Origin of the sequence: Paradevosia shaoguanensis (genome assembly GCF_016801025.1) — a bacterium.
Classification (GTDB): Bacteria; Pseudomonadota; Alphaproteobacteria; order Rhizobiales; family Devosiaceae; genus Paradevosia; species Paradevosia shaoguanensis.
In genome coordinates, this window is the sequence record NZ_CP068983.1 from 2,288,129 (window position 1) to 2,303,865 (window position 15,737).

The 15,737-nt window shown below is 62.2% G+C and carries 15 protein-coding genes and 1 tRNA gene; 6 read left to right on the forward strand and 10 right to left on the reverse strand.

Annotated elements, in window-relative coordinates:
• Positions 1–166 precede the first annotated feature (166 nt).
• Positions 167–505, forward strand: coding sequence for a ferredoxin FdxA (fdxA, locus tag JNE37_RS10920; RefSeq protein WP_035033310.1), 339 nt, complete (start codon positions 167–169; stop codon positions 503–505).
• Positions 506–841: 336 nt separating this feature from the next.
• Positions 842–1,396, forward strand: a complete 555-nt coding sequence (locus JNE37_RS10925; RefSeq protein ID WP_035033308.1) for a CarD family transcriptional regulator — start codon at positions 842–844, stop codon at positions 1,394–1,396.
• A 330-nt stretch (positions 1,397–1,726) separates the two neighbouring features.
• Here the strand turns inward: JNE37_RS10925 and JNE37_RS10930 are convergent, their stop codons facing one another.
• Together JNE37_RS10930 and JNE37_RS10935 are read right to left on the reverse strand one after the other, a co-directional pair.
• On the reverse strand, positions 1,727–3,214 hold the full coding sequence (locus JNE37_RS10930) for a M48 family metalloprotease (RefSeq protein WP_035033305.1): 1,488 nt from the start codon (positions 3,212–3,214) through the stop codon (positions 1,727–1,729).
• Positions 3,211–4,167, reverse strand: a complete 957-nt coding sequence (locus JNE37_RS10935) for a thermonuclease family protein (protein WP_246513623.1) — start codon at positions 4,165–4,167, stop codon at positions 3,211–3,213. Before JNE37_RS10935 ends, JNE37_RS10930 begins: the two co-directional genes overlap by 4 nt.
• A gap of 18 nt (positions 4,168–4,185) precedes the next feature.
• Between JNE37_RS10935 and JNE37_RS10940 the strand changes: the two genes are divergently transcribed.
• Both JNE37_RS10940 and JNE37_RS10945 read left to right on the forward strand, forming a co-directional pair.
• Positions 4,186–4,905, forward strand: a complete 720-nt coding sequence (locus JNE37_RS10940; protein ID WP_203066260.1) for a hypothetical protein — start codon at positions 4,186–4,188, stop codon at positions 4,903–4,905.
• The gene (locus tag JNE37_RS10945) at positions 4,905–5,510 is read left to right on the forward strand and encodes a nucleotidyltransferase domain-containing protein (RefSeq protein WP_203066261.1); all 606 of its coding nucleotides are present in this window, start codon (positions 4,905–4,907) and stop codon (positions 5,508–5,510) included. Before JNE37_RS10940 ends, JNE37_RS10945 begins: the two co-directional genes overlap by 1 nt.
• Positions 5,511–5,557: 47 nt before the next feature.
• Here the strand turns inward: JNE37_RS10945 and JNE37_RS10950 are convergent, their stop codons facing one another.
• Positions 5,558–6,577: a PAS domain-containing protein gene (locus tag JNE37_RS10950; protein WP_203066262.1), complete on the reverse strand. Its 1,020-nt coding sequence runs from the start codon at positions 6,575–6,577 to the stop codon at positions 5,558–5,560.
• 484 nt (positions 6,578–7,061) lie between these two features.
• Here JNE37_RS10950 and JNE37_RS10955 point away from each other — a divergent pair, with 484 nt between their 5' ends.
• On the forward strand, positions 7,062–8,774 hold the full coding sequence (locus tag JNE37_RS10955; protein ID WP_203066263.1) for a methyl-accepting chemotaxis protein: 1,713 nt from the start codon (positions 7,062–7,064) through the stop codon (positions 8,772–8,774).
• 292 nt (positions 8,775–9,066) lie between these two features.
• Here the strand turns inward: JNE37_RS10955 and JNE37_RS10960 are convergent, their stop codons facing one another.
• Complete coding sequence (locus JNE37_RS10960; protein WP_203066264.1) at positions 9,067–9,564, reverse strand: GFA family protein; 498 nt, start codon at positions 9,562–9,564, stop codon at positions 9,067–9,069.
• 94 nt (positions 9,565–9,658) lie between these two features.
• Here JNE37_RS10960 and JNE37_RS10965 point away from each other — a divergent pair.
• Positions 9,659–9,735: transfer RNA gene (locus JNE37_RS10965), tRNA-Arg, on the forward strand.
• A gap of 168 nt (positions 9,736–9,903) precedes the next feature.
• Here the strand turns inward: JNE37_RS10965 and JNE37_RS10970 are convergent.
• From JNE37_RS10970 to JNE37_RS10995, 6 genes are all read right to left on the reverse strand, one after another.
• Entirely contained in the window at positions 9,904–10,563 is a 660-nt protein-coding gene (locus JNE37_RS10970) for a hypothetical protein (RefSeq protein WP_203066265.1), read from the reverse strand.
• Positions 10,560–12,377, reverse strand: a complete 1,818-nt coding sequence (locus JNE37_RS10975) for a tape measure protein (protein WP_203066266.1) — start codon at positions 12,375–12,377, stop codon at positions 10,560–10,562. Before JNE37_RS10975 ends, JNE37_RS10970 begins: the two co-directional genes overlap by 4 nt.
• A 197-nt stretch (positions 12,378–12,574) precedes the next feature.
• Positions 12,575–12,883: an HNH endonuclease signature motif containing protein gene (locus JNE37_RS10980; protein ID WP_203066267.1), complete on the reverse strand. Its 309-nt coding sequence runs from the start codon at positions 12,881–12,883 to the stop codon at positions 12,575–12,577.
• Positions 12,884–12,951: 68 nt separating this feature from the next.
• Entirely contained in the window at positions 12,952–14,274 is a 1,323-nt protein-coding gene (locus JNE37_RS10985; protein WP_203066268.1) for a phage major capsid protein, read from the reverse strand.
• A gap of 352 nt (positions 14,275–14,626) precedes the next feature.
• Positions 14,627–14,905, reverse strand: a complete 279-nt coding sequence (locus JNE37_RS10990) for a hypothetical protein (protein WP_203066269.1) — start codon at positions 14,903–14,905, stop codon at positions 14,627–14,629.
• Positions 14,902–15,618, reverse strand: coding sequence for a hypothetical protein (locus tag JNE37_RS10995; RefSeq protein WP_203066270.1), 717 nt, complete (start codon positions 15,616–15,618; stop codon positions 14,902–14,904). The genes JNE37_RS10990 and JNE37_RS10995 overlap by 4 nt, the downstream gene beginning before the upstream one ends.
• Positions 15,619–15,737 lie beyond the last annotated feature (119 nt).

A 15,737-nucleotide genomic window follows, 5' to 3' on the forward strand; every position in this document is an offset into this window, starting at 1 on the left:
GCGGGCGCCGGCTCCCATCCTCCTCCGCACCATCATTTCCCCACCCTGCCGGGTAGCGGCAAAATGATGCCTTCTCATGGCCTTGCAGTCGTTATCGAAAAGGTCTAGCAGGAGCGGGTACTCCTAACGCCAAGCTTGAGCGCCGGCCGCGCTCGCCAGGACTTAAATGACCTACGTCGTCACGGATAACTGCATTCGCTGCAAATACATGGATTGTGTCGAGGTTTGCCCCGTCGACTGTTTCTATGAAGGCGAGAACATGCTGGTGATCCACCCGGACGAGTGTATCGACTGCGGTGTGTGCGAGCCGGAATGCCCGGCCGAGGCCATCAAGCCCGATACCGAAAGCGGTCTCGACAAGTGGCTTGAAATCAATTCCAAGTACGCCAATACATGGCCCAACATCACCGAAAAGCGGGACGCTCCGGCGGACGCCAAGGAGATGGACGGGGTGGCTGACAAGTTCGAGAAATATTTCTCGGAAGCTCCCGGCGAAGGCGACTGAGTCGCAAGACGTCTAGTAACGAAAAGGCTTTGAATCCGGGCTTTGCCGCCCGCGTTGAGGCTTTGATTCGTCACTTTTGATTCTGCTGAAAATTTGTGCTATGGTGATCCCATATGCAGTCAAGCCCGTCACATGACCCGGTGCCGCAAGGCACTGTTTTTTTGCAAGGATCATCAAAGCGTCGCATTTCCGGCCGGTCTCGCGGACCCGGCGGGGCATGCTATTAGGCTGCATAAAGCGCCCCGGGAAACGGGGGCAGGTTGGTTCATAAGTAGGGAACGGACGGCCTTGGTCGCGCAAGAGCTGTCCGTCGCGGCGTCAACTAGGAGTACACCCATGGTTGCCAAGAAGCCCGTCCAGCGGCTCGGATTCAAGACGGGCGAGTATATCGTCTACCCGGCCCACGGCGTTGGCCTGATCACCTCGATCGATGAGCAGGAAGTTGCGGGGCTGAGCCTCGAGCTCTTCGTCATCTCGTTTGAGCAGGACAAGCTGACGCTGCGTGTCCCCACCGCCAAGATCAAATCAGTCGGCATGCGCAAGCTCGCCGAAGAAGATGTCGTGAAAAAGGCACTCGACACCGTAACCGGTCGGGCCCGCGTCAAGCGCACCATGTGGTCGCGTCGCGCCCAGGAATATGAAGCGAAAATCAATTCGGGCGACCTGATCGCCATCTCGGAAGTCGTGCGCGATCTCTATCGCTCGGACGACCAGCCGGAGCAGTCCTATTCGGAACGCCAGCTCTTCGAGCAGGCGATGGACCGCATGAGCCGCGAGATCGCCGCCGTCAACAAGCTGACGCTGACCGAAGCCGTCCAGCTGATCGAAAAGAACCTCGCCAAGAGCCCCCGCCGCTCCAAGGCCGACCCGGCCGAGGAAGAGGCTGCATAAGCAGCTCTTGCAGAGATGGATTGAAGGAGGCCGGCAGCAATGCCGGCCTCTTTTGTTTCGTGGGGTACTTGGAGTGACTGACGCAGGTGCATAAGCGATTGCGGCGCCGGCTTACTCCCACTGCGTACCGTCGGCCGCTTACTGGCTACTCCCTCATTCCCATCCCCACCACTGCACTTCCCCGGGCGAAGACCCGGGGCCTATTGCACCCCTCCACTCGAGTGGAGGTATCCGTGGGCCCCGGCTCTACGGCCGGGGAAGTGTTGTGGGTGAGGCGAAGGAGTATTCCTGGTCCAGCACGAGGAACCCGTACCTCGAACTCCTCCACCCCTACTGCAGCGTAACGATCTTGTACTTCTGCCCCGCCACCAGCGGATCGCCCGGCAGCAGGTTGTTGAGCACGTAGAACAGGTCATTCCCCCGCGTCAGTCCGCTCATCTGCTGCGCCAGCCCGGCAGCCGTGTCGCCGGCCCGTGCCGTCACGATCTTGAGCGCCACGCGCCGTACCGTCGAGAGATCGTTCCCCGCCGCGCGGCGGAAGCTGCGCAGCGTTTCGGCGGCGCCCTGGGCGAAGCGGTTGCTGTCCGATTTCGCCGCGAAGATGAAGCGGTAGACCACGCCGTCGAAGCGCATCACCGAGACGCGGAACGCCCATTGGTCGGTGCGTGCCACGCCCGAGGCCATATCGATGCCGTTATAGCTCTCGGCCTTGACGCTTGCCGCATCCAGCCCCGCGATCCAGCCCGACTTGAGATAGTCGACCAGCGAAACCGTCGGCGGTACCTCGGCGCTGTCGAAGCGCACGGCTTCGCCATCGCCGGCCACGCCTACCACGGCGTTCTGCGAATTCTGCAGCGTATAGCCAGCGGGCACGGTGAAGGTGAACTTGTTGCCCGGATGGACGAACTTGCGGCCCACGATCGAGCCTTGCGTCGGGCTCGGGCCGAAGGTCAGCCCGTCGATGCCGGCCATATAGGTATCGCGATCGGTCTCGCCGCTTCCCGGGGCGCCGAACGAGCCTCGGGCTGTTTCGATGGCCTTCTGGATGCGGTCGGGTGTCGAGGGGTGCGAGGAGAGGAAGTCGTCGCCCTGGCCGGAATTGCCGGCCGCGAACTTGGCGAAACGGCTCATTACGCCGAGGAACCGAGAGGCGGCATAGGGATCGTAGCCCGCCTTGCCGGCGATCATGATGCCTTCGCGGTCCGCCTCGAGCTCCTGCTGCTGGCTGAAGGCAGCCATCGATACCTTGGCGCGCTGTACCGACTGGTCGGTCTGGGTATTGCCGCCGAAGACCGAGGTGATGACCTTGTCGACCACTTCGTTGGTGCGGGCGCGGTTGGTGCGGGCACGGGCATGGCGCAGGATCACGTGCGCCATTTCGTGGGCCAGCACGGCCGCCAGTTCGCTCGAGTCATTGGCCAGCGCCAGAATACCGCGCGTGACATAGACATAGCCGCCGGGCAGGGCGAAGGCGTTGACCTCGGAGGAATCGAGGATGGTGATGGTGAACTTGGAATTGGGCTGGTTGGCCGCCGTCATCAGCCGGCCGACGATACGGGCCAGCATGATCTCGGCCGGGCGGTCCGAATAGATGCCGCCATAGGAGGCGATGATGCGCGGATGCTCGCGCAGGCCGATCACGGCGTCGGAGGGATCGGTGCCCGAAGGCACGGCGACGGCGGGCGCGTTGTTCTGGCCCGTCTGCGTCACCGAAATCTGCGATTGGGGGAAGAGGTTGGTGCAGGCCGCCAGCACAGCGACCGCCGGGAGGAGCAGGCCACCACGCAGACCAAACAGAACTCGCCGCAAACCCGTCATTGTGTGGCCAAAACCTCAATCTGTTCGGGATGCGTGACCTCGATCCGCGGCCCGTCCTTATCGTCAACCCATCCACGAACCCGGATAAACGCGCCCCCCAGCGCCAGCGGGTCGAGGCCGCTCTCGGCAAAAAGCGGCAATGCCCGCTCACCGATCACGGCGGTAAAATCATCTTTCCAGTTGCGGCCGAAGTTGAGATAGACCCGTCCGCTCGCCTTGCCGGCCACGAGGACGCGGCCTTCCACGAGCTCATATTGCCCCTGGCGCCCGGTCAGCATCTCGGGCCGTTCGGCCATAAGGATGCTGTAGTAGGGATCGCGCCAGATTCCAAGCCTCTCGGCGCGCGCACGGGCTTCTGCGGCCAGCAGTGATGCAAGGCAGGCACGGTTGTCGGCGTAGGAATAGACCCGGGCGAGCCCCGAGGCCACCATGGCGCCCTGCGCCCAGATTTCCTGTTCGCCGTCGCGTACGAACATCTGCGCCAGCACCCGCCCATAGCGGTCGCGCTCTTCCCCGCCATAACGCAGCAGCACCGGCTTCCCCAGCGCAAGCTCGGCCAGCGCGCTTTTGGCCTCGTGTCCGAGCGGCCAATCCTCGAAGCCCGGTCGGCCGAGCGCCAGCTTGGGCGCCTGCGTGCCGACGAGGCGGACGATGAGGCCGTTGTCGAGATGCACCGTGTCGCCGTCCGTGACTTCAGTCACGCGGCCGCGCGGGCCGTCGCGCAGCTCGCCACAACCCTCGGCAGTCGCGGGCAGCGACAGAGCTGCCAGCGCGGCAATGCTGAGAAGACTGGCTTTGAGCAAATCGGGCCCCACTCGACGGATCACGGCAGATTGCACGCAATTAAGGCAAAAATCATCCGCCATTGCGCCAAAAGTGATCGTCCGTGAGCGGGAAAGCCGAACATTCGTCAGGGATTCACGTTGTCGCGCCAATGCTCTAAGCTTGGCCATCACCCCATGGAATCGCGCATGCTCGCCGAAACCCTGATCTACGCGACCAGCTATTTCGCCACGCCCGAGCCCTTCCGCCCTCACATCTACGAAGCAGTGGGCCTGTGGGCGCGCGGCCGTCGTCAGGCGCAGGCCTGGCTGCCCCATACGCGCAAGACGGCGAGCCATATCGAACGCATGATCGCCAAACTCCCGCAGCGGCGCACCGTGGTCGTGCTCGGCTCCGGCCCGCTCTTCGATGTACCCGTCGAGTTCCTGGCCCGGCATTTCGAGCGCGTCGTGCTGGTCGATCGCGCCCATATCGCCCCCGCGCGCCGCCGCACCCGCATCCATGCCAATATCCGCCACGACTGGCGCGACCTGTCCGCCGCCACCATGGCCGATCCCCTGGGCTTCCTCGCCGGCATGCCCGAACTCGACTGGGTCATTTCCATCAACCTCGTCTCCCAGCTCGCCGCCGGCGCCCCGTTCGGCAGTGAGCGCAAGGTGGTCGATGCGCATCTCGACGATCTCACCCGGCTGCCCTGCGCGGTCTCGCTGGTCACCGATGTGAGCTACCGCACCCTCGATCGGGGCGGGGGCGAGCGCGAGCAGTTCGATCTCCTCTATGGCCGCCGCCTGCCGCAACCCGAGCGCAGCTGGGAATGGGAAGTCGCCCCGCTCGGCGAGGAAAGCCGCGCAACGCGCCGCGTCCACAAGGTCGCCTTCTATCCCGACTGGAAGCAGGCCGCTGCCTGATGGTCGCCGAACACGAAAAGCCCTGGTCGCCCCTCGCGCCTGCCGAGGTCGCCACGCTGCTCCGCGATGCGCCGTTCCCCTGGTGGATAGCCGGCGGCTACGCCATCGATCATTTCGTCGGACGCACGATCAGGCCTCACGGCGATATCGACGTCCTGCTCCTCCCCCATGACCACGAAAAGCTGCGCAGGCTGATGGCCGGCTGGGATTGCTGGGTCGCCGACCCGCCGGGCCGGCTCCGCCCCTGGCCGTTGGGCGAAAACCTCGCCCCCCAGATCCACGACATCTGGTGCCGCCCAAATCCGGATGCTCCGTGGGCCATCCAGTTCATGCTCGACGACGGGACTGCCGGCCATTGGCAATCCCGCCGCAACGCCGCAATCACGCGGCCCCTCGCCGAACTAGGCGCGCGCAGCGAAGCGGGCATCCCCTACCTCGCCGCCGAGATCCAGCTCTTCTACAAGGCCAAATCCCCCCGCCCCAAGGACCTCCTCGACTTCGAGGCGGCCCTCCCGCTGCTCGCGGACGACCAGCGGGAATGGCTGGCCAAGGCTATCACGCTTGCCTATGGCGAAGGGCATGACTGGCTGAAGAGGCTCGGCTAGCGATCAGCGAAACACCGTAGCGCCGTTATGCTAGGCGACCGTTGATGCTAACGCTTGTTCGAAGTTCGTGGGCGGCGAGCGTCGTGGGGCGGTGGCCCGAGGACTCCTCGCTTGCCGTTACTTTCCGCGGTGAAGGTCACCTTCGCCTCTTCAAAGCAGCGCCGAATTTGGGCGAGAACCCCCGGGCCAACGCTCCGAGGAGAGGCTTCGGTGCGGCGCACGGTCGATAGAGAGACGCCGGCGGCGATCGCAAGCTGCTCCTTGGTCCAGCCGAGGAACGCTCTTGCCGCGCGCACCTGCGCCGCACTGAGTTCGGCTTCCGCGGCGATAGGCGTGCTTGTTGCCTTGATGGAACTGACACAGATCCAATTTGCAATCTCGCCGCGAGGATCAAAGATCGGCGCACCCCGCGAAAGGGCGGCCACGAAAGAGCCATCCGCCATGATTGCGCGGTATTCGGAAGCATATCTATGGCGTCCCGCTATGGCGGATGCCCAGGCCGTCTTAACCTGCTCTCGGTCATCGGGGTGGACCGCCTCCAGCCGCTTCCAGCCCAGATGGTCGCCGCCGACAGCCCCCGTTAGGGCACGCCATTCCATGAGGTCGACCACCGCGCCATCAGCGCCAACCTTGCTCACGACAACGTCAAACAGTTCTCTGATGACTGCCAGCAAGCCTGCTTCCTGCTGATAGGCTTCATGCCATTTTCTGACATCGGTGATGTCGAAAACCACACCGACCATCTTGAGTGGCTCGCCGAGCGTCGAATGGATTACGATTCCGCGCGTTCGCAGCCATCGGATTTCGCCTGTCGGACGAAGGATGCGGAAACGATGCTCGCCCGTCGCGTGGCTCACCAGGAATTCACCGGCGTCCCCCATGCGGGCCCGGTCGTCCGGATGTACCAGGGATTCGTACATCCTGAAGCTGATCTGGGGCGATTGGGGGTGCCCCATGATCTTTTGCATTCCGGGTGACCCGGTGACGAAGTCCGACTTGAAGTCCCAAACCCAGGTACCAATGGTACCCTCGCCCTCGATCAGAGCTGTCATGTCCGCGGCGGACATGACCTCACCGGCTGTCACATTCATCCAGATAAACCACCACGCAAAACGTCAGTAAAAACACCAATTCCGGAACAGTCGAATGGGTTCCGTGTAATCGACGTCGAGCGCGTGTTTCACAGCTCGTTGCTGGCTTCCAGTTTTAACGTTCGAGTTGTATGCGGATAGATTTTGTCTAATCCTGAATTCGTCTGGATATCGCTTGATCATCCAACTCCTTATCTAAAGTCAAAGAACGGTATTTGCTCACTTTATTCTTCAAATATGAAGAGGTAGATTTAAAATCGTTCAATGGTATCTTTAGGCGCGCGCTAAGCTGCGCTGATCAATACTGTTATCAAATAGGAAATAAGTCAAATTTTAATATCCGTGTCTTCATTGTGTGTTCGCGGGCTGGAGGCTCGCTAACCGCGATACCAGGAGGGATGGGGTGGTAGGATTTTTTAAACGCACCGGCGCTGGCGCCAATGCGGAGGCTGTGTCCGTCATGAACGCGATTTCGCGGTCACAGGCCATTATTGAGTTTGCACTCGACGGGACGGTATTGACCGCCAATGACAATTTTCTGGCGGTCATGGGTTATCGCCTCCCCGAAATTCAGGGACAGCATCATCGTCTCTTCGTCGAACCCACCTACGCGCAGAGCGCAGAATATCGTCTGTTTTGGGAAACGCTGGGGCGGGGGGATTACCAGGCCGCCGAGTACAAGCGTCTTGGGAAGGGTGGACGGGAGGTCTGGCTTCAGGCCAGCTACAATCCCATTCTGGGCCCGGACGGGAAGCCTCTGAGAATTGTGAAGTTCGCCACCGACGTAACGGCCGGAAAGGTCGCTGGCGCGGACGCCGCAGGGCAGCTCGCGGCCATAGGCAAGTCGCAGGCCGTGATCGAATTTACGCCATCCGGTGAGATCATCACGGCCAATGCGAACTTCTGCGCCGCGCTGGGCTACCGTCTGGAAGAGATCAGGGGGCGGCACCATCGCATGTTCGTGCAGCCTGACTACGCCGCCTCCGGTGCCTACAGGGATTTCTGGAACGCGCTCGCCGGTGGGGAATATCAGGCGGCCGAATTCCTCCGGATCGGAAAGGGCGGCAGGCACGTCTGGATCCAGGCGAGCTACAACCCAATCCTGGACCTCAACGGCAGCGTGTCCAAGGTGGTCAAATACGCCACCGACGTCACGGATCGGAAAATGGCCGTCAACATGCTTGGCGAAGGGCTTGCCCGCTTGGCGGAAGGAAACCTGACCACCAATATTGCCACGACGTTTGCCGGCGAGCTCGATACGGTCCGCGTCGCGTTCAATGAGACCGTGCGTCAGTTTTCCGATATCGTGCTCAAGCTTCGGCGCACGTCAGGCTCGCTGAAGACGGCGACCGGCGAGATTCTTGCTGGCGCCAATGATCTGTCGGAGCGTAGCACAAGGCAGGCTGCCGCCATCGAAGAAACCTCCGCTGCCATGGACCAGCTCGCGTCGACGGTTCTGGACAACGCGAAGCGGGCCGATGTGGCGAACGCCACGGCCGAGGCGGCATTCGAAGCTGCCGAGCATGGCGGGCAGGTCATGCGGGAAGCCAAGGACGCGATGAACCGGATTACGGAATCGTCGGGCAAAATCTCAAACATCATCGGCATGATCGACGATATTGCCTTCCAGACCAATCTGCTCGCGCTCAACGCCTCGGTGGAGGCCGCGCGCGCGGGCGATGCGGGCAAGGGATTTGCGGTCGTGGCGATCGAGGTTCGCCGGTTGGCGCAGTCGGCCGCGACGGCGTCCGGCGAAGTGAAGGCGCTCATCGAGCAGTCGGCCAATGAGGTCAGGAGCGGGACCAAGCTCGTTTCGGAAGCTGCCGAAGGCCTGGCCCGGATGCTCGAGGGCGTAAAAGAGAACGCGCGCCTGATCAACGGGATCGCCACGGCCAGTCAGGAGCAATCGGCGGCCATCGCCCAGGTCGGCACGGCCGTACGCCAGATGGACGAGATGACCCAGCACAATGCCGCGCTTGTCGAGCAAACCAACGCGGCGATCGAGCAAACCGAGGCACAGGCGCGTGAGCTCGATGCAATCGTGGACGTGTTCGAGATCGAAGCCGTCTCATCGCCATCGTCTTCTCATCGCAAGCGCGACACTGGGGATGGGAAGGCGAGAGCTGGCTACCTCAAACCCGTCGCTGTCGGTCAGGATTGGAGCGAGTTCTGACGGGCGAGAGCCGGCATTTGGAGCGCGGCCTGCGCGGGCCTATTGGCTAGGGTCCGTGCTCAATAAGTCCCGGCGCCCCCAGAGCGCTTATTTCCCCATCCGACAGAGTCCAACGGAAGCGCTGTCCGTCGGCCGCGCCACAACCACTGAACTTCCCCGGCCGCAGAGCCGGGGCCCACGGATTCCTCCACTCGAGTGGGGGGCGGCAGTGGGCCCCGGATCAGGTCCGGGGAAGTCCGGTGGGTGGGGCGGCCATCGCAACCTCACCTACCGGTGCAATTGAGTACGGATCCTAGGCCTCGCGGTCCGCCGGCGGCCAGGTCTGCGTATCGTGGTCGGGGTGCTGGCGGTTGGAGGCTTTTATCCGGGGCAGGTAGCCCATCGGGTCTTCCGAATAGGTGGGGCGCTCGCCGGGGAGTTCGGAGAGGTGGGCGTACCAGCCGACGCGGCTTTCGTTGCCGTACTGGATGACGGGCGGCACGCGTTCGGGTTGGTCGAAGCAGCCGGAGAGGACGCCGATATCGGGAAATTCGGGGTAGTCGAAGATCATGGGCGTGCCGCAATCGCGGCAGAAGCCGCGGCGGGCGAGTTCGGAGCTGCGGAACCAGGCGATCTCGCCGCGCGTGACGCGGAAGGCGGTCTTGAGCACCGGGCAGATCACGGCGAACGGCCCGCCCACGGCCTTCTGGCACATGCGGCAATGGCAGACGTGCACGTTCTGGGGTTCGGCGTCGCAGGCAAAGCGCACGGCGCCGCATTGGCAACCGCCGGTCAGCGGCAATGTGGTCATGAAGTCCTCCCTTGTCGGTCCGCAGTGTGGACCATGGGGATGGGTGGAAACTAGTCGTTTCGCGACGCGCAAAGTTTTGCTATTGAGCGCGCGTGGTCCCGTAGCTCAGCTGGATAGAGCACAGGATTCCTAATCCTGGGGTCACGCGTTCGAATCGCGTCGGGATCACCATCAATTATCCAATATAATTCAGTAGCTTAAGTGTTACGTATCGTCGCGATTGTGGCTTGTTTATGTGCCGCCCGTGTGCCGCTCAATACCTAGGATTTCCGGGACTTTCATTGGCGTTCCGGCAACTCCATGGCACATAAGACGGCACATCGCTCATGCCAAAAAATGTCACGGTTTAATCGGGTTGCCGACCTCATCATCGAGCCAGCGGTGCGCTTCCTGGATCGTAACCCCAGACGCCGAAACCACGGTGTGGTCGACCTTCCCTCCGATGTAGTAGCCTGGGCCGAGTTCGGGGCGGGCGGGTGATACACAGGCTTTCCGCCGCCACGCTTCCATCAGTTTCACCCCGCCCCGCGCAATGCCGTCAGCGAAGTCCGCGCGCGTCAGTCCCGTTGAAGCAACGTCGGCGGCATCTAAACCGCTGCCCATCGCCACAAGGCCTTCCCATCTGGTTACGGTGCATGCCGGGATCAAACCTTTTCCGCAGCCGTGCGGGTCATCCCTGGTTGAGTACACCCAGACACCGGCGCCGCTCTCTTCTGAGACGGCCGCAATCACCATGGTTAGATCGCCATCGGGTTTGGGCATCCCGGCAAGTGCATCCAGTGCACCGTCTACACCTGCCAGAGCGGCCCAGGCGATCAAATATGTGCAGATGTTCTCGACCTGGCGGGCATCGCCGGCCCCGGTGATGGCAAAGGGGACGAAACGAGAGGTCCAGACTTTGGTCATGATGTCGCTGAGCGTGCCGTCATCGAACGTCACGGCGCCATCAGTGAGCAGTTCGGCGCGGTTCTGATACGCAAGGGCTAGGTAAGCGCTCATGCTAAAACCCCTTCGAGGTTGTTCTGGAGGTGGAGGAAGTCAATGCGATCCTGCATCGACTGCTTGGCATCCGCATATCGATTCGCGCTGGAGCCTTTCGGCGCCTTGCCGCCCGAATTGGCGAAGTCGCGGACATCGGAATAGGTGGCCGGCTTGTTCCAGCTAGGGAACTGGCCGAGGTCTGTGTCGACCTGCCTGCCGTGCCCCATATCCAGAACACCAGCCCAGCTAGCCCTTGCTAGTTTCGGGTCGACGATCGGGTCAATGCCCGCCATCTGCGTTGCAAGGCTCCCTATCGCCACGCGCGCATTATCAATCACGCCGATGTAGTCTTTGACCTGCGATATCTGGTCCGCCCAATCGGGCATATCCTTCGCCAAGGCGTCTAGTTTCTCGCGAAGCCATTGGGCGGACTTGCCCCCCTGCATGTAGGCATCAGCCACATCGATCAGCTTTTTAGACTGTTCGTCGCCCATCTGCGCCCCGGTTCGAAAGAGCGCCAGCAGCTTCTCAAGCTCAGCCGTATATTGCGCTAGCACATCTTCGGCATCACTCGTATCCTGTTGAGCCTGAGCCAGCCCCTCCGCGGTCGATAGCCGGGCCTGCGCCGCAGAGGCCTCATCCAGCTTTTCGGCAGAGTCCTTGGCCACGATACCCATGCGCTCAAGCATGGCGTTGAAGCGCTCGGTCCTGGCGTTCGCTTCTATCGCCTGATTGGCGAAATAGCCGAGCGCAAGAGCTGCTGCCCCCCCGACTACAGCCCCAATCACACCGGCATTCGATCCAAGCGAGGCAAATGCCGGGCCGAGACCTCCCAGCCCTTGGGCGGCACGAGCAATTGCAACAAACTCCCTGAGTGCTTTCGCGGTCGATACAATCTGGACGCCTGCTTGCAGCATCGCTCGCCCGGCCAGCGCGCCGATAATGGCCTGGGCCGCAAACACTGCCGCATTCGCCACCGTGTCGAGATTGTCGGCGACCATGATAATCGCTTGCGCGATGTTCGCAGAGGCGCCGGCAGCCTGATCGGCACCGCCCACATATTCGAGGAACGAGTTGCGCAGCAGCGTCAGCGCATCGCCGATCGTGGCCTGCATCCCATCAGCTTCGCTGCGCAGCGTCTCCATTTGCGAAGTCAGCGCAGTGAAGACCGAGCTGGACTTCAGCTTGCCCTGTTCGCCCAGCTTGCGCAGCTCGTTGGTGGTCACGCCCAGACCATCGGCCAGCGCTTGGGCGACCCGACCGCCAGTTTGAATAACGGTATTCAGGTTCTCGCCGCGCAGTTCGCCGAAGGCCATCGCCTTGCCCAACGCGTTGATGACCTGCTCGGCACGCTGTCCCTTGGCGCCGGAAACGACCAGAGCGTTGTTCAAAGCCTCGGTGAAGTCGAGCTGCTGGTTGGTGCTGTAGCCCAGCTCCTTCAGCGCCTGACTATTGGTGAGATAGCTCTCGGCGGTAGTTTCGAGCGAGCTGTAGGTACGGCGCGCCATGTCGCCCAACCGCTCCATGACATCGGCGCCTTCCTTCATGCCGCCCGCGGCGATGCGAACACGGCCATTGAGGTCCGTCCACGTGTCTGTCAGCCGGATCAACTCGCGGGCGCCCAGCGCAGCACCTATGCCGGTAAGAGGCGCGATGATGCTCTGGGCCATCCCCTTGCCAATATGGTCGAGCCGGCGGTTGGTCGCCATCCAGGTCTGTTCCACCTGGCGAGCCGCCTTGGCGCTGATCCCGTTCATCTGCTGCAAGTCGCGCATGAACGGCTTCAGCTCCATGCGCATCACCGCTCGAAGCTCTTCGATTGTCGTGGCCATGAAACTAGAGCCCCTTCCCGGTGAGATCGTCGGCAGGGATTTCGCGTGTGGTTTTCGTCATTTCGCTGCGCCTTCCGTGCAGGTCATCCCCTACGGGGATGGGTCAAACTTTTATGTTCAAAATCCATCTCGGTGCGAACGAAGCTCCCAGACCGGTCCGGGCCCCAGAGCCCCTAGACTTTGGACCGTCCCCCTCCCTACCTCGTCCGGTTCCAAGGATGATCCGAATCGATCGGCCGCCCGTTGATGTCGCTGCCCCCGACGAAGCCACGGTTCTCTTCCTGCTGCTTCGTGATGTCGTGGTGGTCATGACATAGCGGTTGCCAATTGCTGCTATCCCAGAACAGGCGTTTGTCGCCCCTGTGCGGAGTGATGTGGTCAACCACCAAGCCGATGCGGCGCGGGTTAGTCTCAAGGCTGCCATCCATCCGCATGGTGCCCGGGTTGAGCAGGCCGTCCTGCCGGCACATGATGCAGAGCTGGTTACCGGGCTGGGAGAGGAACACTGCCCTCTCCCTTTCCCATCGAGAGTTATAGCCGCGCTGTCGGCCACTCTGTCGCTTGCTGGATGTCATCAGGCGATGGTGATTGCCGAGAGCTTCGTGAAGGCCGCTTCATGCTCGGCCGCCACGTCCGCCCGCAGATGGGCCAGGAAACCGTACTGCAGGTTATCGGCGAACCGCTCGCGCAGGATCTCGATACGGATTTCTGAGCGCAGACCGACCATAAGGCGCGCCCAGTCCCCGGCCAGGATGAACGATTCATCGGTATCTGTGCCGAGGTTAGTCGGCATGGCGCTGGTCGTGAGGAACGGCGTCTGAGCAATCGAGGGCGGAACGATGAGCGGCTGGTCGTCGGTCGCCGTGAGTTCGGCAAGGTGGCCCTCATCACGCGGGGACATGACATAGGCCGTCACATCGCTGTTCGCAGTGCGCAGGGCAGTGCGGGCTTTGATGAGAGGGCTATACGAGCCAAGGACGCCACCGGCATAGCCGTTAGCCGTGAGGCCGGCGAAGTTTGCAACGCCGCGCGGCTCCGGCGCCGTGCCAGTACCCAGCAGCGACACGCGGTCCAGTTCGAGCGCGAGGGCTGTAGCCATCACGTCAGGGAGTGCGGTTTCAATGTTGAGGCTATCCTCAATCAGCTCCCGGCTGACCTTCACGAGCACGGCCAGCGATCGGGCGGTGAAGGTGACGCGACCGAAGGTCGGGTCGCTTTCTTGCACCGCGGCATTCTCGACGCGCCATGCGGGAACAGGGTCGGTTGCGACCTTTGCGACATAGCTCACGTCGGAGTTAAGCGGCACGGTCTGGGCACCAGCCCGGAACACCACCGCGCGCCGACGAAGCCGGTCGATCATTCGCGCCGACAGGATTTCGGGAACGGTATAGCCGCCGGCACTGTCGGTTCCTTCTGCGAGGGCACGCTTTTCGAGGTCGTTCTTGGCGCCGGTGACCATGGCGCGCAGGTACGCGCCTTCGCTGAGGCCGCGAAATTCATCAGCTTCACCCTGGTCCGATTTCCGAATGACATACTCAGCAAACGACTGGTTCGAGCGCAGCGAAATGGTTTCGGTGGGCTCGTCGGCGGTATCGTACCCGTCGACAGCTACCTCGCGTCCGCCCGGGTTCGGACGCATACGCTCGCGGCGCTCATCATCTTCGCGCTCGCTGCGACCAGCGCGATAGTTCGCGTCGAGGCGTTCCTGGGTCTCGTTGCGTTCGTGGCGAGTAAGCTGGGCGTCGATGGCGTCGAGGTCGGTCATGAGCTGATCATGACGGTTTTCGAGCTGGGGAAGCCGCTTTTCGTCCGAGCACTTCTCGATGTCGTTCAGGACTTTGCGGGCCTCAGCGATGAGAGCCGTGCGCTTCTGGCGCAGTTCAATTGCGGTGGGCATGGAAGACCCCAAATGGCTGGCCGCTTTTCTTGCGGCGGTCATTGGGCTCAGCATCTAAGGATGGCCTGGGCTTTACTCCCGGACAGCCCACCGGGCCATCTACAGGGTGCTCCCGCTCGACCGTGGCAACAGCCTTGGGACCGGGGTATCTGCCGGCGAAGCAGCATCGCCGGCAAATCTACTTCTGTTCTTGATCCGTTTCAACCTCTCGGTGAGGGTCGATACGCCTGGCGCGCAGGTCGAGGGCGGCGCGCAGAGCGAGGCGAGTATTGGCCGCGGCGAAGTTCAGCCGGCGTCTCTGCCGCTCGTCGAGCTTCGGAGGCATGGGGACCGATTTCCGGCGTCGAGCCATTCAAGCGCTGCCCTTCACCGAAGGAATGGCGGCCCCTGCCTTTACCGTGGCCCATGCTTCGGGGCTTATCTCAGCAACGTTCTTCACCAGCTCCAAGGTGTACTCCATGGTCCGAGCAGTACCGATGACGGCTACCGAAAGCTCGAATCCGAGCGAGATAAGCACGGCCGCGACATCAGCCGCCGACGCCTCCGCCTTTTCGAGATCATCGAGGGCGGTCGCGATTGCTTCCCTCAGAGAGGCGTAGTCGATGCCGGGATTTCGTGCGTTCAGCGTCATGGGGTTCCTTCCCGTGTGTGGAGGGGAGCGGCTTTTGCGAGCCACGTATCAAAAACGGGCTGATCGGGATCATCGAGGAGCGGTGTACCGATGGCTTTAGATTGCAGGATGTACTTTCGAGACCGGCCGACCTGATCGATACGGATCAATCCACGACGCTCCAGGTCGACGGCCGCGAGGGCGATTGCCTCACCGCCAAGATGGCCAGAAAGGTTCTGCTGGGCTTTTCGGTGGGTCGCCTCGATGCCAAAGCCGACCAGCCAGCGCAGAAGGGACCGCTCGCCATCGCTCAGAGGCTCCATCTGTGAACCGTTCACAGATACGGCGGTGGCATGTCCGGTGCTGGAGGTTTCAGCACCTTCCCCCTGGTAAACTAATAGTGGTTTCGAGGTGGAACCGTCAGTTCGTTGGACAGGTTTCGAGGTGGAACCGTAGCCCATAGTTACAAAAGGTGACTGTTCCGTCTGAGAACCCGTACGGTTCCGTCTGGAAACCCGTGCTGGTTTCGAGGTGGAACTAGCTTCTGATTTTTTCCAACGTACGAAGTCCTTGGCAGCGATCGGCGAGGCGCCCGGACGATCATCGGGAAACTCAGTCAAAAGCCACTCGGCCGACTGCCGATTGCCCTGATTGAAGCCGCCCCGCTTCGTGCAGACGACGAAGCCGTGATCCTCCAGGGCATCAAGCGCACGCATGGCGGTCTGCTTGCTCATACGGCATTCCTGCGACAGCTCTAGAAGCGAGCAGGGGATTTTGCCGTTGTTGCTCCCCGGCCCGCCGTATCGACGGGCCAGCCGAAGGTATACGTCGTGAGGGCCTGGCCCGAGATCGA

Excerpts from the sequence above, each read along its gene's own strand:
- fdxA (WP_035033310.1), top strand. The coding sequence starts at position 167 with ATGACCTACGTCGTCACGGATAACTGCATTCGCTGCAAATACATGGAT.
- JNE37_RS10925 (WP_035033308.1), top strand. The coding sequence starts at position 842 with ATGGTTGCCAAGAAGCCCGTCCAGCGGCTCGGATTCAAGACGGGCGAG.
- JNE37_RS10930 (WP_035033305.1), bottom strand. The coding sequence starts at position 3,214 with ATGACGGGTTTGCGGCGAGTTCTGTTTGGTCTGCGTGGTGGCCTGCTC.
- JNE37_RS10935 (WP_246513623.1), bottom strand. The coding sequence starts at position 4,167 with ATGGCCAAGCTTAGAGCATTGGCGCGACAACGTGAATCCCTGACGAAT.
- JNE37_RS10940 (WP_203066260.1), top strand. The coding sequence starts at position 4,186 with ATGCTCGCCGAAACCCTGATCTACGCGACCAGCTATTTCGCCACGCCC.
- JNE37_RS10945 (WP_203066261.1), top strand. The coding sequence starts at position 4,905 with ATGGTCGCCGAACACGAAAAGCCCTGGTCGCCCCTCGCGCCTGCCGAG.
- JNE37_RS10950 (WP_203066262.1), bottom strand. The coding sequence starts at position 6,577 with ATGTCCGCCGCGGACATGACAGCTCTGATCGAGGGCGAGGGTACCATT.
- JNE37_RS10955 (WP_203066263.1), top strand. The coding sequence starts at position 7,062 with ATGAACGCGATTTCGCGGTCACAGGCCATTATTGAGTTTGCACTCGAC.
- JNE37_RS10960 (WP_203066264.1), bottom strand. The coding sequence starts at position 9,564 with ATGACCACATTGCCGCTGACCGGCGGTTGCCAATGCGGCGCCGTGCGC.
- JNE37_RS10970 (WP_203066265.1), bottom strand. The coding sequence starts at position 10,563 with ATGAGCGCTTACCTAGCCCTTGCGTATCAGAACCGCGCCGAACTGCTC.
- JNE37_RS10975 (WP_203066266.1), bottom strand. The coding sequence starts at position 12,377 with ATGGCCACGACAATCGAAGAGCTTCGAGCGGTGATGCGCATGGAGCTG.
- JNE37_RS10985 (WP_203066268.1), bottom strand. The coding sequence starts at position 14,274 with ATGCCCACCGCAATTGAACTGCGCCAGAAGCGCACGGCTCTCATCGCT.
- JNE37_RS10990 (WP_203066269.1), bottom strand. The coding sequence starts at position 14,905 with ATGACGCTGAACGCACGAAATCCCGGCATCGACTACGCCTCTCTGAGG.
- JNE37_RS10995 (WP_203066270.1), bottom strand. The coding sequence starts at position 15,618 with ATGAGCAAGCAGACCGCCATGCGTGCGCTTGATGCCCTGGAGGATCAC.